The following is a 20,840-nucleotide window of genomic DNA, read 5'->3' on the forward strand; positions in this document are numbered from 1 at the left end:
CCGCCTCGAAATGCACCGGCAGGCCGATATGCCCAATGTGTGCTACACCATAAGCCGCTGGAATTCGGAAGACGATTTACAAAATTATCGCAGCAGCGAGTTATTCAGCACCACCTGGGCCAAAACCAAAGTGCTGTTTGCAGCCAAACCGCAGGCATGGACGTTGAACGGCGTGTTTGACAGCGGCAGTTAATTCTCAAACTTCACTTCCTTAAAAGAAAACAGCTGCTCGCTACCATTGATGCTTAAGCGCAGCAAGCCCTCGGCATTAGTGCCAAGCACCGTAGCGTTGAAAGTGGTGTCGTTTTTACTGAAGCGGGCTTCCACACCGCGCAGGTAAAGTTTGTTTTCATAAAGCTGCCGCAATTCATCGGCTTTACCGGCGCGGAGCATGAGGTAATATTTCTCAAGAAATTCGCAGAGGCGGGCCAGCAGTTTTTCGGTGTCGGCTGTTTTTCCGGTGACGAGGCGCAGCGAGGTGGCTTTAGCAGCCAGTTCGCCAAACTGAAGCTGGTTTACATTAAGACCGATGCCTACTACGGCGGCCACAAAGCGGTTGCTGCCGAGAATGTTTTCGACGAGGATGCCGGCCACTTTGCGCTGGTTGATGTATATGTCGTTTGGCCATTTTACTGAAATTTTAACCTCTGTATCTGCGCAGGCCTGCTCAGCCGTATCGGCCACCGCCAGCGCCACGGCACGGGTAAGATCGAACTGGGCCGGGGGGGCCAGAAACACCGGACGAAGCACGATGCTTACGGTGAGATTTTCGCCCGGAGCTGTGTGCCATTCGCTGCCGCGCTGCCCGCGCCCGGCAGTTTGATGCTGTGCACTGATCAGCGTGCCTTCGGCAACCGGTGTACTACGCACGAGGTCGAGCGCAAACGTATTGGTAGAGGCCACTTCCTCCAATCTGATATGATGTCTTCCGGTGAATAGTGTTTCCGGCGGCTGATCGGGCATTTTTCGCTAACTTTGCTCGTTTTTACAAACATAACCGAATTGCCGGCATTCGCATAAAATGCCCACTAAAAAGAATGGCCACAAAGAAGCCCGCCACGACTGGTAAATCCAGCGCAAAAAAAGCAGCCGCCCCGAAGAAAACGGCTAAAACGGGATCATCTCCCGCTAAAACAACGGCCACCAAAACCGTGAAGAAAGCTGCCAAAGCAGTAAAATCTGCTCCTGCAAAAACCACAGCCCGTAAAACGGCTGCCAAATCAACCGCGGTAAAACCGGCTCCCGCTAAAACTGCTGCCGTAAAAAAAGCAGCCGCTCCCAAAGCAAAAAAAATCGCCGTCAATGATCCCTCGCTCACGCTTGCCGATTCTGTGGTGAATGGCATCCTTGAGAAAAAAGGCGAAAACATTGTGTGCCTTGATCTGCGCAACATCGAAAACGCCGTGTGCTCTTTCTTTATCATCTGCGAAGGTAATTCCGACACACAGGTGGAAGCCATTGCCGAATCGGTGGAATTTATCGTAAAAAAAGAAACCGGGCAGCGTCCCTACCGCTCCGAAGGCTGGGAAAACGCCCTCTGGGTACTGATCGATTACATCGACGTGGTAGTACATGTATTTGAACGCGAAACCCGCAGTTTCTACAACCTCGAACGCCTCTGGGCCGACGCAGGCGAAATTCGCTACTCGCCAAAAGGCGAACGACTCAACTAATCGCGTTAACGATTGTTAATTACACACAATAATATCTGTTCCGTAACCGACTCTGATATTACATTTAAAAGGAAATTATGAGTGACATGAATAATCAACCGAACAGCGATAACGAAAATGACCGTAACCGTTTGCGCGACCGTTTCTCCCGCAAGCCGGGAATGCCGCGTTCGCCTTCGGGTTTTTTCTGGGTGTACATTATTCTGGTGCTGGGATTAATTGCGTTTTTCCTCCCGGGTATGTTTACCGAATTACCCGAAATAAACACCAAAGAATTTACCGAGCTGGTGAAACAACGTGCGGTGAAGGAAATGTATGTAATCGACAATGCCGGCAAGCGTATCGAAATTATGCTCGCACCGGAGAAATTGAGCGCCGCACCGGTGAAAACAATTCTTACCGGAATTGAATCACGCACCAAACGCCGTGTACATGCCGATCCGAAACACCCGCAGCTCCGACTGAACAACTCATGGAATGAGGAGTTCAACAAACAGCTTATCGAAATCCAGAACCAGAACGGTTACACACAGGCCGATTACATCCCGATTAAAAACACACAGGAAACCTCTTTCCTCGACAGCATCGGCTGGCTGCTTCCCATCGTATTGATGATCCTGCTTTGGGTATTCCTCATGCGCCGCATGGGCGGTGGTGCCGGAAGCCAGATCTTCAACATCGGAAAGTCGCGCGCTACGCTGTTTGACAAAGACACCACAGTGAACGTGACCTTTAACGATGTGGCCGGTTTGGAAGAAGCCAAAGTGGAGATTAAAGAGATTGTGGACTTCCTCAAAAACCCGAAAAAGTACACCGACCTCGGTGCGAAAATTCCGAAAGGTGCGCTGCTTGTTGGCCCTCCGGGAACCGGTAAAACACTGCTTGCAAAAGCGGTGGCCGGCGAAGCCAAAGTGCCTTTCTTCTCGCTTTCGGGTTCTGATTTTGTAGAGATGTTTGTGGGTGTAGGCGCTTCGCGTGTGCGCGATCTGTTCCGTCAGGCCAAAGAAAAAGCCCCCTGCATCATCTTTATCGACGAAATTGATGCCATTGGCCGTGCACGTGGCCGCAGCATTTCACAAGGCAGCAACGACGAACGCGAAAACACGCTCAACCAGCTGCTCACCGAAATGGACGGCTTTGGCACAAACAGCGGTGTAATTATTCTCGCCGCCACCAACCGTGCCGACATTCTCGACCGCGCACTGCTGCGTCCGGGCCGTTTCGACCGCCAGATCTTTGTGGATCTTCCCGATATGAACGAGCGTAAAGCGGTGTTTCAGGTACACACCAAACCGCTTAAACTCGACGATACGGTTGATCTCGATTTCCTTGCCCGCCAGACACCCGGTTTCTCCGGTGCCGACATTGCCAACATTTGTAACGAAGCTGCGCTTATTGCTGCCCGTCACAACAAAAAGGTAGTTGGCCGTCAGGATTTCCTTGATGCAGTAGATCGCGTAATTGGTGGTTTGGAGAAGAAAAACAAAATCATCTCCAAACAGGAAAAAGAAGTAATTGCCTTCCACGAAGCCGGTCATGCCACTGTGAGCTGGATGCTCGAACACGCCGCCCCGCTGGTGAAAGTAACCATTGTGCCCCGTGGTCGCTCGCTTGGCGCGGCGTGGTACCTGCCCGAAGAACGCCAGATTACCACCACCGAGCAGTTTATGGACGAAATCTGTGCCACGCTTGGCGGACGCGCAGCCGAGGAAGTAATGTTCGGCAAAGTATCAACCGGCGCACTGAGTGATCTTGAGCGTATTACCAAACAGGCCTACGCCATGGTAACGTATTACGGACTTAACGACCGCATCGGCAACATCAGCTACTACGATCCGCAGGGAAGTGAATACACTTTCGGCAAACCGTACAGCGAACGCACCGCCGAAATCATCGACGAGGAAGTGAAGAAGATGATTGATCAGGCTTACGAACGCACCAAAAATGTGCTGCGCGAAAACAAAGACAAACTCGAACGTCTTGCCCGCCAGCTGCTCGAAAAAGAAGTGATCTTTAAAGAAGACCTTGAAAGCATTTTCGGCAAACGTCCGTTCGACAAACCTGAGCTTGAAAGCGTGAAGCCGATAGAGGAACACAACGAGCAAAAACCGGCCGAAACACCGGCCGAACCCGAAGCTCCGGCCACCACCGATCTGCTTAATTAATTGAAATCAATTACCTCAAAGGCGCAGTCACAACAGGCTGCGCCTTTGCTATAACTTTACTACCTTTACCCGCAACCTCTGCACCTGCTGTATGGAAGAAAGTACATCAAGGGAAAAAATTCTGAAGAAAGTCCGGGCCGCGCTCATCAACAAATCGCGCCTGGAAGCTACGGATATTGATTTCGACAGCAGCATTTTTAACACGCAGGAAGAAACGCTCGAACTCATTTTCGCACAACAGTTTTCCGACATCGGCGGGCAGTTTGTGTTTTGCGAAAATGAAGACGATTTCTGCGACAGCATCGCCGTGCTGCTGGCCGATCATCAGGGCGATACGCTCTGGTGCCCGGAAACTGAAATTGGCAGTCTGTTGCAAAAAGCCGGGCTCAGTTTCCGCAGCAATGCGCAGGAACCGGTGCCCAACGGCATAGCCATTACCGGCTGCGAATTTCTGGTGGCCCGCACCGGCAGCGTGGTCATCAGTTCGCGGCAAACAAGCGGACGACGCGGTGCTTTCTTTGCCGATAATCACCTCGTAATTGCCCGTACCTCGCAGCTTGTAGCGCATGTAAAAGATGCGCTCAAAGGCATCAAAGCCCGCTACGGCGACGCACAACCGTCGATGATTACCACAATCACCGGCCCCAGCCGCACCGCCGACATTGAAAAAACATTAGTGCAGGGCGCTCACGGCCCCAAAGAAATTTTCGTCTTTCTCATCGACGACGTGCCGGCGGTGTAACGCACTCCTCCCCTCTTTCATTCATGGATAAAAACCTTATTCAGCGACTCATTACCGGAACCGTGTTTGTGGTTGTACTGGTGGGCGGAATTATGTGGAACGAATGGTCGTTCTTCGGGCTGTTTCTGCTCATTACCGTGCTCGGGCTTTGGGAATTTTACCGCCTTTCGGCACACGTACCGGCTGCGCCGTGGCGCATTTACGGCACCGCCGTAGGCGCTATGATTTTTGCTGCATTCTTTTTCAAGCAATACCTCGGACTTAATTCTGTACTGCTCGGTCTTATTCCGTTTCTCTTTTTACCCTTCTTCTTTGAACTCTACACCAAAAGCGATAAGCCATTTACCAATCTCGCTTACACCTTTATGGGCTGGATTTATGTGTCTTTGCCGTTTGCATTGTGGGGATTGATTATGGCGCCTCACTGGCAGGAAGGTTTTTGCGATATAGATGAAAAAACCGGGATGACATCTCTGGTTGCAACCGGAATGACAAAGTACAGCGGCAAAATTCTCCTCGGCTTTTTCATCATCCTCTGGACGAGCGACAGCCTTGCATACGTATGCGGCCGTTTATTTGGCAAACACAAATTATTTGAACGCATTTCGCCCAAGAAAACCTGGGAAGGTTTTATCGGCGGCATGATTTTCACCATTGCGGCCGCGTGGATTGTGTGGTATTTCCTGCGCACGCTTCCTGTTTCCGACTGGATGGTGATGGCCGGCATTGTAGCCGCCACCGGCACCCTCGGCGACCTTGCCGAATCCATGTTTAAGCGAAGCATTGGCATTAAAGACTCTGGAAATATTTTACCCGGCCACGGCGGCATTTTAGACCGGTTTGATGCGGTTTTGCTGGCCTCGCCGTTTGTAACCAGCTACCTGCTGCTGCGCTACTGATTGAAGTCAGATTAACCTAAGCATAACTTCCCCCGTATAACCGGCAAAAATTCCTAATTTCGCACCCTCAACACGTTCTTGTAAGAACCAATTAAGAACCTTATGGCATCATCTACCAAGAAGGCTCCGGCCGCCGCAGAACAACACAGTATGTTTGACGCAGTGCTGGCCCGCCTCGACAAAGCGGCTGAGATTTTCGGTCTTGCACCGGAAGTAGCCGAAGTACTTCGTCACCCCAAAAAGGAAGTAGCTGTGAGCTTGCCCATTAAAATGGACGACGGCAGCATTAAAGTGTTTGAAGGTTACCGCACGGTACACTCTACCCATCTTGGCCCGTCGAAAGGCGGTATCCGTTATGCGATGGACGTGAATGCGGATGAAGTGCGTGCGCTGGCCGCATGGATGACATTCAAGTGCGCCATTGCCAACCTGCCCTACGGCGGCGGCAAAGGCGGTATCAAATGCGATCCCCGCACCATGTCGGTTGGTGAACTTGAGCGCCTCACCCGCGCCTACACCCGCGCCATGGCCGACGTATTCGGCGTAAATAAAGATATTCCCGCCCCCGATATGGGCACCGGCAAACGCGAAATGGCGTGGCTGCTCGACGAGTTTAACCGCATTCAGGGCGAAGATTCGCCGGGCGTGGTTACCGGAAAGCCCCTCACACTGGGCGGTTCAAAAGGCCGTGAAGCAGCTACAGGCCGTGGTGTTATGGTAGCTTCGCTTGCTGCCATGAAGAAAATGGGCATCAACCACAAAGCAGCTACTGCCGCTGTGCAGGGCTTTGGCAACGTAGGTTCACATGCAGCACGACTGCTGGCCGGCAAAAACATTAAAATTCTCGGCATTTCCGACCATACCGGTGCTTATTACAACGAAAAAGGCATCGACATTGAAAGCGCCCTCAAGTTTGCTGCCGCCAATGGCAACACACTCAAAGGCTTTACCGGTGCCGAACTCATTACCAATGCACAACTCCTCACACTTGATGTAGATCTGCTCGTTCCCGCTGCCATTCAGGGTGTAATTACCGGAGCCAACGCGGGCGATATTAAAGCCAAACTCATCGTGGAAGGCGCCAACGGACCCACCGAAGCCGAAGCCGATGAAATACTCAACAACAAAGGCATTATCGTAGTGCCCGATGTTCTGGCCAATGGCGGCGGTGTGACCGTTTCTTACTTCGAGTGGGTGCAGAACAAATACGGCCACTACTGGAGCGAAGAAGAAGTAAACACCAAACACGACGCTTCGATGAGCCAGGCTTTCGAAAATGTATGGTTCAATGCACAGCAGTACAAAACCAGCATGCGCATTGGTGCTTACATTACCGCCCTCAAGAAAGTGGACAAAGCCATCCGCTACAAAGGCAATTACTAAGCCGCTATACAATAAAGCAAACACCTGTTCCGACTTCCGGAGCAGGTGTTTGCATTTACACCTGCTTCAAACCACCGCATTGTCTATCTTTGCGGCCTAAACTAAATATACTATGCTTCACCGCGAAGGAACTTTTACCATAACCATGACGCTGGTTTTTCTGGCTGTAATAAATGGTGGTATGTATATGATTGATCCCGGCTTTGGTATTGCCAACTGGATTACGCTTGTACTCAGCCTCGGTTTGCTTTACATCGTACTTCAGTTTTTCCGTAATCCCAAACGCATTACACCCGTTAATCCGGCCCATGTAATTGCACCTGCCGACGGGAAAGTGGTGGTAATTGAAGAAGTGGAAGAACCTGAATACTTCAAAGGCAAGCGCCTGCAGATTTCAATTTTCATGTCGCCTTTTAATGTGCATGTAAACCGTTACCCGGTGAGCGGCGCGGTGAAATATGTGAAGTATCATGCTGGTCTTTATCTGGTAGCCTGGCATCCGAAATCATCTACCGATAATGAGCGCACTACCATTGTAGTACAAAACGAGGCCGGCCACGAAGTACTTTTCCGCCAGATCGCAGGTGCGCTTGCTCGACGCATCGTACACTATTCGCGCGAGGGACACAAAGCCATGCAGGGCAGCGAGTTTGGCTTCATCAAGTTTGGTTCGCGGGTTGATATTTTCCTGCCTGTAGGAACGAAAGTGGATGTAGCACTCGATCAGGTTGTGCGCGGCGGCGAAACAGTAATTGCTTCATTTTAGGCAAATTAACGTAATTATTAAAAAATCACAATTTGGGGAGGTGTTCGGATAAGTCCCGGAATTTTGGTACTTTTATTGCACAGATTAAAAAAGTCATTCATTAAAATCAGATACACCAATGAAAAAGTTATTCATCGTTCTCGCGCTTACCGGCCTGGTAGGCACCGCGTCAGCAGCTACTGTAGCTACTTTTACCGGCTCTAAAGTGGAGATCGTAAAAGGCGACGACAAAAAGAAAAAGAAAAAAGGTAAAAAAGCAGAGTGCTGCAGTTCGCAGGGCGCTGCTGCTTCAAGCGGCAAAGCCTGCTCTAAAGATGCTAATGCTTCTGGCGGATGCTGCAAAGACAAGCAGGCTGCCCAGCCGGCTCCCGCTCCGGCACCGGCTCCCGCTGCTAAGCCTCAATAAGCTTTACAGATAATTCAAAAGCCCGGCACTGTTTATCAGTCCGGGCTTTTTTGTTTAAGAGGCTGTTAGGGAATTTTGTTTTGCGTTGATTTTGCAGGATTTTTTGCCAGATCAAGGCATTTTTTGGTCGATACCCGTCCCGGCAGTATCGTCGGGATCGGCGAAAAAACAACGAAGAGATGGCAATAAAGACGCGAAATCATTAAAAAGAAAATTCCCTAACAGGTAATGAAAATGAAAACGGCCGCGAAATTCGCAGCCGTTTTTGTATTGATGAAATCAATCGGATTACTTCGATTTCTTTGCAGCAGCGCGGCCACGGGCTTTGGGTTTGTCGGCCCAGGGCGATGATTTCTTGCGCAGTTGCTTTTCTACATTGTTGATGCTGCGCAGGGCAAGACGCACGAGGTTTTGTTCTACGCGCGGCATTTCCACATTGCTCAGACGGATTTCCTGCTGGAAAAGCGGCCATTTGCCGGAGTACTGACGGATGCGGTAAACCATTTCAGCCTCAATACGCTCAAGCACAGAATCATCGTTGGCAATGGTTTCGTCGAGTTCCCATACACACATTACCGCCTCACGCATGGTTTTCCAGCGTTCATCGGGTTTGCGGGGTTTTGCATTGGCACGAAGCCTTCCGCTTTTCTTTTTATCCAGACCAAACCAAAAGCGCAGCGACAGCGGTAAGCGTGTTTTACCAATCAGGCAAATACCTTCTGTGGTAACAATGGCATATACTTTCGGGCTGTTGCCGCTGGCGGCAGTACCACGGAAGTTACCCAGCTCAGGACCGTCAGGGAATAAACTGCGGGCTGTAATGGTTCCATTGTCAAGCTTGATCCAAAGAATCGATTCGTCGCGGATAATGTCGCGGGCTTTGTTTTCAGTCATGATTGAGTATTAGTTTTAGTTCTTTCAATGCGTTGATTTCGTACGTCACTCGTTCACTGTGTGGATTTGCATCCGGATTAAAGTACACCTGATGCCATCCGGCTTCACGTGCCCCTACAATGTCCACATGCAAATCATCACCAATCATCAGCGAATTGCCGGTTTCCCCTCCCGTCAATTTTAGTGCGTGGGTAAATATACGATAATCCGGTTTAGTATATCCACAATCTTCTGATGTAATAATAGTTTTCAGGTAGGGAGAAAGCCCGCTACTGTTAATCTTATGATGTTGCACCTCGTGAAATCCATTAGTAATTATATGTATTTGATATATATCTTTTAAACTTTCCAATAATGCCAGAGCGCCCGGAATCAGGTTGTTTTTGAGAGGCGCCTGCGCAAGATAGGCTTCATCGAATTGATGGGCGAGCTGTTTATCGTGAATACTAAAATGTGCTAATGTTTGACGAAACCGCAATGCACGAAGTGTGGCTTTATCTATAATTTTTCGGCGGTATCGGTCCCACAACAAATCATTGTAGTGATTGTAATGTTCTATAAATTTATCCGTGCTGCTTACACCTTTTTTATCCAGCTCAAACTGATAGAAAAGGTCACAAAGTGTTTCAGTAGCATTGCGCTCCATATCCCAGAGCGTGCGGTCGAGGTCGAAAAAAAGATGCTGATAGGGCAAGTGTGTTATTTCGAAAAATTAAGATACTGTGAGAGATGCAGGGCTTGTGCCAGGTAATTCAGAATGAGTGACCACAACAAAAGCGAACTTAGCAGTACGAGTATTATTTTCCACTTCTTGCTGTAAAACCTGTTTATCACAAATGTGCCTATAGGTATGGAAATAATGCAGGGTGTGATAATGGCCAGCCCGATCATTCCGAATTTCCCTCTTATTCTGACAATGAAACGGGTGGAGCGGGTGAAACGCTTTGGTTTTAAACGCAACCATGCCTTATAATTACGGCGCAGAATAAGTGCCTTTACCCATATTACGAGCTTTCGCCAGACAGCCGTAAGCCAATCGCCCACAAAAGTAAAGGCGAGAATACCAATGATACCGCCAGAAGTTGTATAGAAAAACGACTGTGCAAAATTGTACCCAAAATATTCAGAAAGCGCGGGGGCAAATAAAAACTTTGTTGCTCCGGCAATCAGCAGCGCGCCTATCTGTTCAATTTCTACGATACTCATATACGCACTGTGCTCTTTATGCTTTAAACTTTTGCTCCGTAAGCCAGATCGCCCGCATCACCCAAACCAGGAACGATATATGACTGTGCTGTTAATTCCTCGTCAATAGCGCCTGTCCAGATAGTTACGTTTTCAGGCATGTTGCGTTTGGTATATTCTACACCGGCTACACTGGATATGGCAGAAACAATATGCACATGTTTGGGCCGACCGCGACGCAGCAATGCCTGATAGGTCATTACCATTGAGGTACCGGTGGCCAGCATCGGATCACAGAGAATAAGTACTTTATCATCAAGCAGCGGACAGGCCATATAATCCACAAAAACTTCAAAGGATCCGTCTTTATGATGTTTGCGGTATGCCGAAATGAAGCCGTTTTCGGCAAAATCAAACACCTGCAGCAACCCGTTATGCAATGGCAAACCTGCACGGAGAATGGTGGCTATAACCGGTTGTTCTTTCAACACATCGGCCTGCGCAATGCCAAGCGGAGTGGTAATATCGCGACGTTCGTACTCCAGTTTGCGGCTGATCTCAAAGCCAATATGCGTACCGATACGTTCTAAATTACGGCGAAAACGCATCGGATCTTTTTGAAGTGTCACATCGCGCATTTCGGCCATATACACACTAATCACAGATTGCTGCTTGCTGAAGTCGATTACCATAACCGGTTTGAAATTATTTTTTGATTAGCCTGAGCAACCAGGGAAGCCTGTTGCTGCGGGCCTGTAAATATACACATTCTTTCGCCCCGAAACCTCTGTAAAACCTTGCCAGTTGCGGATCATCAGACCCTTCGAAATCAAGTACCAGATTTTTATGCGCATTTTCGGCAATAAACCGGTCGATGAGTGCAAACATGGCACGTGTTTCCCGGCCCTTTTCGCTCTGGCCGGAAAACAAAAAAATAACCTTCCCGTTGGCATCAGCAAAAAATGCACCCGCCAGCAATTCGCCCCGGTCATCCACCACGCCCCGGCTATGCAGGCGTCCGCGTGCATCGAGTGCCTGTAACAGTTGTCGCAAAATATCATACTGTGCCTCACGCAAAGCACTTACCTCTTTCCCTCTGCCACTTCTGAACAAGGAAATAACAGCCTCGCGCGATGGCGATGACGTAAATACCGGATTATGCCTTAAGGCCTTCTTTACATTACGCAGGGTGTTTTCTGAATAACCGGCCTGCAACTGTTCTGCCGACTTTATCAGATCAAGCTCATGCGTAAGATGCGGGTGCAGTTCATAGCCGCGTACAGATGAAGCCTTATTGAATGTATTGAGATTAATTTCTCTGTATCTGTAAACCGGCGGCACCGCATCCAGAAAACGCGCCACATCATCGGCGGTAAGTTTTTTTACTGAAAACACACCCAACTGCTGTACGAAAAATGGCGGATAGAGATAGGAAATACCCATTTTCCGGCCGGCCGTGAGTGGCATTACACTCTCATAATCGCCCTGCACCAAAGCCTCCCAGCGTGCGCACACCACATCCAGATACCATGAATACGCGTAGATGATTCCGTTAAACGCCTGTCGGATACAGGCATCCCAGCGATCACGATCTATTTCATGGTGCTGTAAATGACGGATCATGAAACCAGTTTTTTTATTCGTGCCTGTTGCTTTTCATCAAGCGCATATTCCGTTACTACTTCATAAACCCGACGCCAGCCTTTCCACTGCCACTCATTACTCAGTGTTTCATTATGCCATAATATCATAAACTCACCGTGAACAGCTTTCACCGAATCGGCCAGAGCATTTACCCTTACAATAGCTTCATCGGGGGTGAGCTTCATGTATAAATTGAGTGTGGCATCCATTACTGCAAAAGGATGGATACGCAGCGTGGTTTCCGACTCAAAATCCAGATCGTAAAAATTAAACGGTGAAGAAATACCTGCTCGGAAACCAATTTCGTTGGCAAAGCCCATCGAATAATCATCCGTTACATCACGCTCAAGCAAATTGCGGTAAGTATCCGGAAACTTAAGCATCAGAAAATGCTGACGACTACGCACAATTTCAGCGTGCAGTATGGAACGCAGGCGGCCAATCTCCACTTTCAGGCGTTCAGGCTCTGCATTCGAACCAAATGAAGGGTGCACACCTACATCGGAGTAATCGGCCAGATGCCTCACCAATTGACGAAAACGACGATTTTGAACGGGTACGTTTTTATCATTCATGCCATAATCGCCAACCAGAAAAAAATATATAGGACGGAAACCTCTTTTGCGCTGAATTTCCAGCTGAAACGCATACGTATCATACGGATCCTGCTCAAGGTTCAACAGTACACGTAGCCTTTTTTTGAGCCCGGCAAAATCAAGTTTCAAAACATCACGTGCAATGCCTCCGCACGTGCGCATAATACCTTTTTCGCGGTAGGCCCAGGCATTATCTATATCAATGGTGGGGGTAAATGAATACACCCGGCTTCTTTGTTTTAATTCCGGAAACCTTGCGGCAAGTATGCCCGAAAGCAACTGCGCCCACTGGTCAACCACCGGCTGCGATAAAAAACCGTGCTGCCAGGCCAGACTCTGATGTGCATCAAACCGGTCGAGATGATCGCGGATATGCGGCAAATATTCTTCGTAGCGCGAAACCAGATAAAAACCTGCCGCAAATAAATCAAACGGCAGTGCCGACTGCTTGCCGGTAGCATAAAACACTTTATGCGTATCCCATTCAAAAACCGAGATATTCTGTTCGGTAATTCCGCTCTCGAAAAGCAGTTGCCGCGACTGGAAAAACAACTCATCGCTAAGCGGATGCGGCGCATAGCTGAACTTAGGGCCAGCGTAAGCCATAAACTCATCACGCACCGACGTAAGCCTGAAAGATACACCGAGCAGGTCAGTAAGAAATAACCTGAAGGCATACTGATTACGGCTCGTAATCTCGTGCGTGTAGATGAGTAAACTTTGCATATTATCGGGCAAGGTACTTAATCAATTCACTACAAATGAATGCGGCTGCTTTCCCATCCCCGAAAACGGGTGGAAATGAATAATTGCCTTGCAAAAACGTCAGCGCCGAGTTCACAATCAACTCCGTATTGGCATCCGCTAGTTTAGCTGATCCGGTTTGTGTGAGTTCTACCCACTCTGTTTCGGGACGTAAAATCACGCAGGCTTTTTCAAAGAAATAAGCTTCTTTCTGCACACCGCCGGAGTCAGTGAGCACAAGCCGGCAGTTTTTTTCCAGCAGGATCATCTCCAGAAAAGAAACAGGAGGCAGCAGAATAAGCCGTGGTTCGGCGGCAATACGCGCCTCCAGAGCGGCAAGCGCGGCAATATTTTTTCTTGTTCGCGGATGAAGCGGCAGCACAATTTTCATCCCCGTTTTTAAAATCAGTTCAAAAAATGCGTCAAACAATGCCGTAAGCCGCTCGGGCACATCTGTATTACTATCGCGGTGAACCGTAGCCAGAATAAACCCGCCCGGCTTTACATTGATTTCTTCCAGCAGCCTGCTCTTGCTTTCGGCCAGCGATGCAAAATAAAGGCTGTTATCGTACATCACATCGCCACAATGAAATACAGCGGGCGCATCGGCACTTACATGCTGCTTCCCGGCCAGAATAGCATCCATGTGCCGGGTAAGGCCTTCATTTATCAGATTCTGATAGCCCGTTTGCGTAGGGGTGAAAAGAAACGAAGAAACATGATCGCATAAAATGCGGTTAACCTCTTCTGGCATTTTTTTGTTGAACGAGCGCAAACCGGCTTCAATATGCACCACCGGAATATGCAGCTTCGAAGCCGCCACGGCTCCTGCTAAGGTGGAGTTCGTATCACCATATACCACCAATGCGTCGGGTTTCCGCTCAAGCAAGACCTCCTCAATACTCGAGATCATCGCTGCAGTTTGCTTGCCGTGACTGCCCGACCCCACATTCAGCCGGTAATCCGGTTGCGGGATGCCCAGTTCGGAAAAAAAGACCTCCGACATGTTCTCATCATAATGCTGACCGGTATGCACCAATACTTCATTTATTTCAGTACTGAACGCCTGTTTAATGGCCCGGCTAAGTGCCGCTGCTTTGATGATCTGAGGCCTTGCCCCGATAATGGTAACCAGTTGAATCATTTTTATTGCGAGGAGCTATGTGCCCTTCATCTGCAAAACTATAATAAGATGTGTTCCCTATGATAATATGATCAATAATATCAATTTCGAGAATACGGCCCCCCTCCATAAGCTGACGGGTGAGGGTTTTGTCTTCGGGACTGGGCAGGGTATTACCTGATGGATGATTGTGAACAAGTATCAGACCGCTAGCTCCGGCCTGCAAAACCCCGCGAAACAAAATTTTGGGATCTACTATTGTAGAAGATAAGCCGCCTTTGCTGAGTTGCTCATACTGAAACACTTCACTTCGCCGGTTTAGATACAATAACCAGAATTCTTCGTGTGAAAGCTCAGCAAGCAGCGGCTTCAGGATCATGTAGGCATCAAAGCTGCTCCAGATTTTGCTTCTTTTCCTTTTGTATAGATCACTCTGGCGGCGGCGCCCAAGCTCTATTGAGGCAAGTATGGCAATTGCCTTGGCATAACCAATACCCCTGAACGATAGAAGCTCTTGCAAACCAAGCCGGGATAAACCAGAAAGTGAATTCCCTACAGAACGTAAGATTGTTTGAGCCAGCTCAAGGGCCGACTGCTTTTCATAGCCTGCAGCTATAATGATGGCGAGTAATTCAGCATCAGTAATATAGCCAGCTCCTTTAACAGCGAATTTTTCACGGGGCCGGTCCTGAACCGCCCATTGCTTGATACATTCCTTCTCCACACTCCTGCCTTCCATAAAAAAAGGGTGACAGACAAAGATATCCATCACCCGGCAGGTTCGTCAAGTATTTTTATTAACCAATGCTGGCTACATGTGCAGCAGCCTTTGACTTGAGGTTTGAAGCCTTGTTCTTGTGAATCACATTTTTCTTGGCAAGCTTATCAAGCATAGAAGCCAGCTTGGGCAAAAATGCCTCCGCAGCCTTTTTGTCTTTCTCGCCACGCAGTTTCTTCAGAGCCGTGCGGGTTGATTTTGCCTGATAACGGTTCAAAAGACGCTTTGCATCATTAGAACGAATACGCTTGATGGAAGACTTATGATTAGCCATTGAATAATTACTTGTTTATTTTGAGGTGCAAATATAGCCTTTTTTCCAATAGCCAATACCTCAACACGTATTTTTTCGAAAATTCTCTCCGTTAAACTCCTTCAATTAAATGCACCTGGTTAAGAACAAGTTCACTTTTAATCTGTTCTCTCTTTGATTTTTACTTCTTTTGACGATATTTCAGCACTGAAAAACACCTCAATTGAGTAACTGTTCAATTCAAAATACTCAGTAAAATACTGAAAACCAACATCTAACACGAGCAGCAAAGTAAGGAGGGAAGTAGATGCCGTCTAAATATACGATTAAAGATCTCGAACGCCTTTCGGGCATTAAGGCACACACACTGCGCATTTGGGAACAGCGCTATGGTATTTTATCACCTGAACGTACTGCAACCAACATCAGGTGGTATCTCGCCGAGGATCTGCGCAAAATTCTTAATATCTCTGTGCTCAATAATCACGGTATCAAAATATCGCGTATTGCGCAACTCACTGACGAGCAGATAAATGAGCAGGTAAGGCGATTTACTGAAAATCAAATAGATGAGAATGAACAGGTTACCTCGCTGGTAATCGCAATGATCGAATTTGATGAATCCCGCTTCGAAAAGATCATTTCCGGCTGTATTCTCCGATTCGGATTCGAAAAAACCGTTGAAACAATTATTTTCCCCTTTTTCCGGAAAATAGGTGTAATGTGGCAAACCGGCTCGATTAATCCCGTTCAGGAACATTTTATTTCCAATCTCTTCCGCCAGAAACTGATCGTGGCTATTGACGGACTTATTCCCGAAAGCCGACGCGATCATAAGACTTTCGTGCTTTTCCTGCCCAGCAATGAATTACACGAAATGAGCCTGCTCTATTATGCCTTTAAAATCAAGGCTCGCGGACACAAACTCATTTACCTCGGACAGTCTGTACCGTTCGAAGATCTGGAACGCTCATTCGATCTGCGACGACCCGATTATTTCCTTACCATCTTTACACATGACATGAAGGAAATAAATCTCAACGATTATCTCTACAGGATTTCTGTTACATTCCCCGAAACTCCGGTTCTTGTATCTGGCTTTCAGGTACTTAAACGGAAAATACAAACTCCGTCGAATGTGTTTATCTTCAATAATCCGGAAGATTTGCACAAATTCATCGATTAACTCTCTTAAAAACTTAATCCGCTGACAATCAACACTGTTTAATAATTCAGTGTTAAACTTCCACAAGATGTTTGTTTTTGTTTAGCGATTGCCTATGTTTGTTGAACAAAAAGTGGAAAAATGACTTCAATCGAATTCAATGAACAACTGGTAAAGCATCGTCCCGCATTGCGGAACTTTGCATTAAGCCTCACTTCAGATGCCGAGGAAGCTCAGGATCTTCTGCAAGATACCATGCTCAAAGCACTTGTTTATCAGGACAAGTTTGCAGAAGCCACAAACCTCAAGGCATGGCTTTATATGATAATGAAGAATACCTTCATTAATTCATACCGCCGCACAGTTAAAGCACGCGAAATTCTTCAGAAAACAAAAGAAACGGCATCTGTTCAGCTGGTAAAAAACAACCAGCAGAATACGGCCGAAACCGTGCTGAGTGAAAAGGAAATCATGGCCAGCATCGATCAACTGGAAGATGAATACCGAATTCCTTTTTTGCGCTTCTACAACGGTTTCAAATACAAGGAAATTGCCGACGAAATGGACTTACCGATAGGTACTGTGAAAAGCCGGATATTCCTTGCTCGCCGCAAACTCATGGATAAACTCAAGGATTACCGGAACTGATTAAAGTTTAATGTTTCTTTCAAAAGGCTAAACAAGCACATTCGTTGACTTGTTTAGCCTTTTGAATTTACAGACGAACTTTATGCTCTTGCAAAAAAACAATCTTGATCTGTCAATAGAGGAAGCTGGCGACCTTCACTATTCAGAAAATACAGAAACTCCCCTGCGCCCAGATGCATTTCTGATGAATAATTCGGATAAGATTGAACTTATCGAGAAACATTTCAGGGAAATAATGCATGTACTCGGGCTCGACCTTTCAGACGACAGTCTTGCGGGTACGCCGCGCCGGGTGGCTAAGATGTATGTGAACGAAATTTTTTCAGGACTTAATCCCGAAAACAAACCTGCAGTTAAGCTATTTGCCAATAAATATGCTTACGGCGAAATGCTGGTGGAAAAGGACATTACGTTGTTTTCATATTGTGAGCATCATTTTGTACCCATTATTGGCAAAGCGCATGTGGCCTATATTCCTAAAAATAAAGTAGTCGGCCTATCTAAACTCAACCGCATTGTAAAGTACTTTGCCCAGCGCCCTCAGGTGCAGGAAAGGCTTACGGTTCAAATTGCAAATGAACTGCGTAAACTGCTGGAAACAGATGATGTGGCAGTGATTATTGATGCACGTCATTTATGTGTGGCCGCGCGAGGAGTTGAAGACATTAACAGTTCCACCATCACCTCGAGCTATCACGGGAAATTCCGTTCCGAGCAAACACGAAACGAACTGCTTACCTACATCAGCTCAAAATGAGTAAACGCATCGTTGCCATTGCAGGCGCCACATCCGGAATCGGGCTTGAGCTTTGCAAAATGCTGCTGGCTGAAGGAAATGAGGTTGTTTCGCTTTCAAGAAGTGAACAACATGAATTGCCTGGTGTAATACACACACAAATTGATTGGAGCAATCAGGCTTCCGAGTCTGTACAATTGCCTGATCGGATAGATGGGGCAGTGTATCTGCCGGGCAGTATTATACTCAAACCATTTCACCGCTTCACTGCAGCCGAATGGGAGCAGGAAATACAACTGAATTTTATGGGTGCCGTGCGCTTTCTGCAGGCTGTGTATCCGGCACTCAAAACATCCGAAAATGCTTCGGCCGTTCTGATGAGTACGGTGGCTGTGCAAACCGGTATGCCATTTCATGCTTCCGTTGCGGCCACCAAAGGCGCTGTAGAAGGACTTGCCCGCTCGCTGGCGGCTGAATGGGCGCCGGCCATACGCGTAAATGTGGTAGCGCCTTCACTCACCGACACACCACTCGCGGCCAGACTGCTTGCATCGCCCGAAAAACGCGAAGCAGCCGCCAAACGGCATCCGTTGCAGCGAATCGGTTCGGCAAGTGATATAGCCGCATGTATCAGATTTCTGCTCAGCCCGGATGCTGCATGGATGACCGGCCAAATCATCCGCCCCGACGGTGGTATGTCATCAGTAAAACTGTTGTGAAACAACTGGAAAAATCCGACCTCCCTCAGAAAATATGTATCACATGCAATCGTCCGTTCAGCTGGCGAAAGAAATGGAAAAAAAACTGGGAGCATGTAAAATACTGCAGCAGACGCTGCAGCTCGTTGAAGCAAAAAGTGAAGTAGTATGGCGCAGGAAACATTGATTGTCTGGTACAGAAACGACCTTCGTGTTCACGATCATGCACCGCTGAGTTTTGCGGCCTCAAAAGCCGGATTGGTAATTCCGGTGTATGTGATCGACGACCGTCAATTCGGAACGGGTCGATACGAAATTGCAAGAACAGGAAAACTGCGCATGAAATTCTTGCGCGAATCGGTACTTGCACTGCGTGAAAAACTACGAAGCATTGGCAGCGAGCTGATCATCAGACGGGGCAAACCCGAAGAAATTCTTCCCGCCCTTGCGCTGCAGTTTGGCGCCACACGCATTGTGTATCATGAAGAAGCCGCGTTTGATGAAAAACAAATCGAACATACACTTCAGCAAAACCTGATTCGCAATCAGATTATCTGCGATACCTGGTGGGGCGCCACGCTTACTCCAAAAGAAGATCTACCGTTTACTATTTCGCATTTGCCGCAGGTGTTTACACGCTTCCGCACACTGGTTGAAAAAAACATTGTGTTTCCCCCGCCACTGCCCGCCCCGCTTTCCATTCAAACACCCGCCAATATCCCCGCCGGCGATTGGCCAGAGGAACTTTCGGCACATACCGAAGCAGATGAAAGACAGGCAATGGCATTTAAAGGCGGAGAAGATGAGGCGCTCAAACGACTGCACAATTACCTCTGGGAAGGCGATCACCTGAGGCATTACGAGGAAACACGAAACGGATTAACTGGTCCCGACTACTCCTCAAAATTTTCTCCGTGGCTTGCAACGGGATGTATATCGCCACGCCTCATCCACCTCGAAACAAAACGATACGAGATAAAGCGCGTCAGCAACAAATCAACCTACTGGATTATTTTCGAATTGCTTTGGCGCGACTTCTTCCGTTTCAATGCACTCCGCTCAGGTGCGCAGCTCTTCGCATTGCATGGCAACGGGAAACAACAGGCCTCCGATCATTTCAACAAGCAGTTGTTTGATGCCTGGTGCGAAGGCCGGACCGGATTTCCGTTTGTGGACGCCTGCATGCGCGAACTGCGCCTTACTGGTTTTCTTTCTAACCGTGGCCGGCAAAATGCGGCAAGTTTCTTTGTGCATGATCTCGGGCTCGACTGGCGGGCCGGCGCAGCGTGGTTCGAATCGCAACTGATTGACTATGACGCAGCCAGCAACTGGGGCAATTGGGCATACATTGCAGGCGTGGGTAATGATCCGCGTGCGAACCGCTACTTCAACATTCCCGCTCAAAGCGAGCGATACGATCAAAATGCCGAATTCTGCAAACGCTGGTGCCCTGAACTACAGCAGGTGCCCCACCACATTGTGCATCACCTGCACGAATATTCAGAAGCTTATCTGCTCAATTTCGGACTGCAAGTCGGGAAAGATTATCCGGCACCCGTAATTACGCCCGCCTACATGAACCGCACTAAATCAACTACCTCCTGAACGATGGCCTGCTATGTAATTGACCGCACTCAACGCCTGCCTGTTACACTTCAACAGGCATGGACGTTCTTCTCATCACCCGAAAACCTCCAGAAAATTACACCTCCCGAAATGAATTTCATTATTACTTCGGGCAATGGCAGCGAAAAAACACATTCGGGACAAATCATTACATATAAGGTAAGTCCGCTGCTGGGTATTCGCATGTTTTGGATGACTGAGATTAAGCATGTGGAAGAACCTCATTTCTTTATCGACGAACAGCGTAAAGGCCCGTATGCACTCTGGCACCATAAACATTATTTCAAGGAAATTGAAGGTGGTGTGGAAATGCGTGACCTTGTGCATTATCAGCTGCCTCTTGGTTTTCTGGGCGATATTGCTCATGTGCTTTTCGTAAAGAAAAAACTCAACCAGATTTTCGATCATCGTTTCAATCAACTCGAAAAGTTGTTTGGGAAATTATGAAACTGCCTTTGCCTGAAGAAATTGACCGCATTGTTGAAATGGCATGGGAAGACCGCACGCCGTTTGATGTAATTGAGTTTCAGTTCGGTCTCACCCCCGGCGAAGTAATAGAACTTATGCGGCGTGAAATGAAACCGGCATCGTTTCGCCGCTGGCGCAAACGAACCGACGGACGCATCACAAAGCACCGCGCAAGATCAGAAGAAAGCACCGGCACCCGTTTCCGTTCCAGCCGCCAGCGATATATTTCATCCAATCGCATTACCTGA

General features: G+C 48.0%; 26 protein-coding genes. 16 read left to right on the plus strand and 10 right to left on the minus strand.

Translation table 11 applies throughout. The features are described from left to right. A partial coding sequence (locus IM638_20115) for an antibiotic biosynthesis monooxygenase (GenBank protein MCA6365348.1) occupies positions 1 to 193 on the plus strand: 193 nt, incomplete at its 5' end. On the opposite strand, the gene IM638_20120 is transcribed toward IM638_20115, so the two are convergent. Further along, complete coding sequence (locus tag IM638_20120; GenBank protein ID MCA6365349.1) at positions 190 to 963, minus strand: biotin--[acetyl-CoA-carboxylase] ligase; 774 nt, start codon at positions 961 to 963, stop codon at positions 190 to 192. The two genes, IM638_20115 and IM638_20120, sit on opposite strands and share 4 nt — an antisense overlap. 74 nt (positions 964 to 1,037) lie before the next feature. Here IM638_20120 and rsfS point away from each other — a divergent pair, with 74 nt between their 5' ends. From rsfS to IM638_20155, 7 genes are all read left to right on the plus strand, one after another. Further along, complete coding sequence (gene rsfS / locus IM638_20125; protein MCA6365350.1) at positions 1,038 to 1,673, plus strand: ribosome silencing factor; 636 nt, start codon at positions 1,038 to 1,040, stop codon at positions 1,671 to 1,673. Between the two features lie 86 nt (positions 1,674 to 1,759). Then, a complete protein-coding gene (gene ftsH / locus IM638_20130) occupies positions 1,760 to 3,838 on the plus strand; it encodes an ATP-dependent zinc metalloprotease FtsH (protein MCA6365351.1) in 2,079 nt (692 codons plus the stop codon). 91 nt (positions 3,839 to 3,929) lie between these two features. After that, positions 3,930 to 4,580 (plus strand): lactate utilization protein, encoded by a 651-nt coding sequence (locus tag IM638_20135; GenBank protein ID MCA6365352.1) that lies wholly within the window; start codon positions 3,930 to 3,932, stop codon positions 4,578 to 4,580. Positions 4,581 to 4,603: 23 nt separating this feature from the next. Then, positions 4,604 to 5,479, plus strand: coding sequence for a phosphatidate cytidylyltransferase (locus IM638_20140; GenBank protein MCA6365353.1), 876 nt, complete (start codon positions 4,604 to 4,606; stop codon positions 5,477 to 5,479). Between the two features lie 102 nt (positions 5,480 to 5,581). Then, positions 5,582 to 6,862 (plus strand): Glu/Leu/Phe/Val dehydrogenase, encoded by a 1,281-nt coding sequence (locus IM638_20145; protein MCA6365354.1) that lies wholly within the window; start codon positions 5,582 to 5,584, stop codon positions 6,860 to 6,862. A gap of 112 nt (positions 6,863 to 6,974) precedes the next feature. Further along, complete coding sequence (locus IM638_20150; protein ID MCA6365355.1) at positions 6,975 to 7,628, plus strand: phosphatidylserine decarboxylase family protein; 654 nt, start codon at positions 6,975 to 6,977, stop codon at positions 7,626 to 7,628. A gap of 118 nt (positions 7,629 to 7,746) precedes the next feature. Then, positions 7,747 to 8,034 (plus strand): hypothetical protein, encoded by a 288-nt coding sequence (locus IM638_20155; protein MCA6365356.1) that lies wholly within the window; start codon positions 7,747 to 7,749, stop codon positions 8,032 to 8,034. Between the two features lie 288 nt (positions 8,035 to 8,322). On the opposite strand, the gene IM638_20160 is transcribed toward IM638_20155, so the two are convergent. From IM638_20160 to IM638_20200, 9 genes are read right to left on the minus strand one after another with little or no spacing between them, the layout of a single operon-like run. After that, entirely contained in the window at positions 8,323 to 8,928 is a 606-nt protein-coding gene (locus IM638_20160; protein MCA6365357.1) for a hypothetical protein, read from the minus strand. Beyond that, positions 8,921 to 9,622 carry a noncanonical pyrimidine nucleotidase, YjjG family gene (locus IM638_20165; GenBank protein ID MCA6365358.1) on the minus strand — a complete coding sequence of 234 codons (702 nt, stop codon included), beginning with the start codon at positions 9,620 to 9,622 and terminating at the stop codon, positions 8,921 to 8,923. The genes IM638_20160 and IM638_20165 overlap by 8 nt, the downstream gene beginning before the upstream one ends. Before the next feature lie 5 nt (positions 9,623 to 9,627). Next, positions 9,628 to 10,134: a hypothetical protein gene (locus IM638_20170; protein ID MCA6365359.1), complete on the minus strand. Its 507-nt coding sequence runs from the start codon at positions 10,132 to 10,134 to the stop codon at positions 9,628 to 9,630. Positions 10,135 to 10,157: 23 nt separating this feature from the next. After that, positions 10,158 to 10,805 (minus strand): uracil phosphoribosyltransferase, encoded by a 648-nt coding sequence (upp, locus tag IM638_20175; GenBank protein MCA6365360.1) that lies wholly within the window; start codon positions 10,803 to 10,805, stop codon positions 10,158 to 10,160. Between the two features lie 13 nt (positions 10,806 to 10,818). Then, positions 10,819 to 11,736, minus strand: coding sequence for a GNAT family N-acetyltransferase (locus IM638_20180; GenBank protein MCA6365361.1), 918 nt, complete (start codon positions 11,734 to 11,736; stop codon positions 10,819 to 10,821). Then, positions 11,733 to 13,079 carry a polysaccharide deacetylase family protein gene (locus IM638_20185; GenBank protein MCA6365362.1) on the minus strand — a complete coding sequence of 449 codons (1,347 nt, stop codon included), beginning with the start codon at positions 13,077 to 13,079 and terminating at the stop codon, positions 11,733 to 11,735. Before IM638_20185 ends, IM638_20180 begins: the two co-directional genes overlap by 4 nt. Position 13,080: 1 nt before the next feature. Continuing rightward, complete coding sequence (wecB, locus tag IM638_20190; GenBank protein ID MCA6365363.1) at positions 13,081 to 14,241, minus strand: UDP-N-acetylglucosamine 2-epimerase (non-hydrolyzing); 1,161 nt, start codon at positions 14,239 to 14,241, stop codon at positions 13,081 to 13,083. After that, positions 14,180 to 14,959 carry a DNA repair protein RadC gene (gene radC, locus IM638_20195; GenBank protein MCA6365364.1) on the minus strand — a complete coding sequence of 260 codons (780 nt, stop codon included), beginning with the start codon at positions 14,957 to 14,959 and terminating at the stop codon, positions 14,180 to 14,182. Before radC ends, wecB begins: the two co-directional genes overlap by 62 nt. A gap of 58 nt (positions 14,960 to 15,017) precedes the next feature. Next, positions 15,018 to 15,272, minus strand: coding sequence for a 30S ribosomal protein S20 (locus IM638_20200; protein ID MCA6365365.1), 255 nt, complete (start codon positions 15,270 to 15,272; stop codon positions 15,018 to 15,020). Positions 15,273 to 15,558: 286 nt separating this feature from the next. Between IM638_20200 and IM638_20205 the strand changes: the two genes are divergently transcribed. The 8 genes from IM638_20205 (at position 15,559) to IM638_20240 (ending at position 20,840) form a co-directional block, all read left to right on the plus strand. After that, positions 15,559 to 16,437 carry a MerR family transcriptional regulator gene (locus tag IM638_20205; protein MCA6365366.1) on the plus strand — a complete coding sequence of 293 codons (879 nt, stop codon included), beginning with the start codon at positions 15,559 to 15,561 and terminating at the stop codon, positions 16,435 to 16,437. Between the two features lie 120 nt (positions 16,438 to 16,557). After that, the gene (locus tag IM638_20210) at positions 16,558 to 17,064 is read left to right on the plus strand and encodes a sigma-70 family RNA polymerase sigma factor (protein MCA6365367.1); all 507 of its coding nucleotides are present in this window, start codon (positions 16,558 to 16,560) and stop codon (positions 17,062 to 17,064) included. An 82-nt stretch (positions 17,065 to 17,146) separates the two neighbouring features. Next, entirely contained in the window at positions 17,147 to 17,821 is a 675-nt protein-coding gene (folE, locus tag IM638_20215; protein MCA6365368.1) for a GTP cyclohydrolase I FolE, read from the plus strand. Next, complete coding sequence (locus tag IM638_20220) at positions 17,818 to 18,519, plus strand: SDR family oxidoreductase (GenBank protein MCA6365369.1); 702 nt, start codon at positions 17,818 to 17,820, stop codon at positions 18,517 to 18,519. The genes folE and IM638_20220 overlap by 4 nt, the downstream gene beginning before the upstream one ends. A 5-nt stretch (positions 18,520 to 18,524) precedes the next feature. Next, on the plus strand, positions 18,525 to 18,665 hold the full coding sequence (locus IM638_20225; protein MCA6365370.1) for a DUF2256 domain-containing protein: 141 nt from the start codon (positions 18,525 to 18,527) through the stop codon (positions 18,663 to 18,665). 1 nt (position 18,666) lies between these two features. Beyond that, positions 18,667 to 20,103, plus strand: coding sequence for a DASH family cryptochrome (locus IM638_20230; protein MCA6365371.1), 1,437 nt, complete (start codon positions 18,667 to 18,669; stop codon positions 20,101 to 20,103). Between the two features lie 3 nt (positions 20,104 to 20,106). Beyond that, complete coding sequence (locus IM638_20235; GenBank protein ID MCA6365372.1) at positions 20,107 to 20,571, plus strand: SRPBCC family protein; 465 nt, start codon at positions 20,107 to 20,109, stop codon at positions 20,569 to 20,571. Beyond that, entirely contained in the window at positions 20,568 to 20,840 is a 273-nt protein-coding gene (locus IM638_20240) for a TIGR03643 family protein (GenBank protein ID MCA6365373.1), read from the plus strand. Before IM638_20235 ends, IM638_20240 begins: the two co-directional genes overlap by 4 nt.

This window comes from Bacteroidota bacterium, assembly GCA_020402865.1.
GTDB lineage: Bacteria > Bacteroidota > Bacteroidia > Palsa-965 > Palsa-965.